Source organism: Streptococcus suis (genome assembly GCF_002960445.1).
Lineage (GTDB): Bacteria > Bacillota > Bacilli > Lactobacillales > Streptococcaceae > Streptococcus > Streptococcus hyiners.
This window is the reverse complement of record NZ_POJD01000007.1, coordinates 1-264: the sequence shown is the minus strand read 5'-3', so window position 1 is coordinate 264 and position 264 is coordinate 1. Positions and strand designations below refer to the sequence as shown.

Sequence of the window (264 nt, the reverse complement as noted above, 5' to 3'; positions counted from 1 at the left end):
GGTCCATGAGACTCACCAGCTGTTAAATAACGCATAACTTAATTCTCCAAAATTTCCAGAAACTTACGAGTATTGCTTAAAGACATTTGTCCTGGTGCAGATGTTTCATCTAAGCTGGCAAAAGTCCAGCAGGAGCCTGTAATCACACCTGCAATACGTGTTAACTTCCCTAGTTCACCCATGGCGATTGTCGCAAATATCTGCTCAGTGTTCAGTGATTTAAAACCACGAGTATAATTCATAACATCTAGGACATCCTGCTCT

The 264-nt window shown here is 41.3% G+C and carries 1 protein-coding gene; it reads right to left on the bottom strand.

The window, feature by feature from the left end; translation table 11 throughout:
* Nucleotides 1–38: 38 nt before the first annotated feature.
* A partial coding sequence (locus tag C1G53_RS00025) for a type I 3-dehydroquinate dehydratase (protein ID WP_153046615.1) occupies nt 39–264 on the bottom strand: 226 nt, incomplete at its 5' end.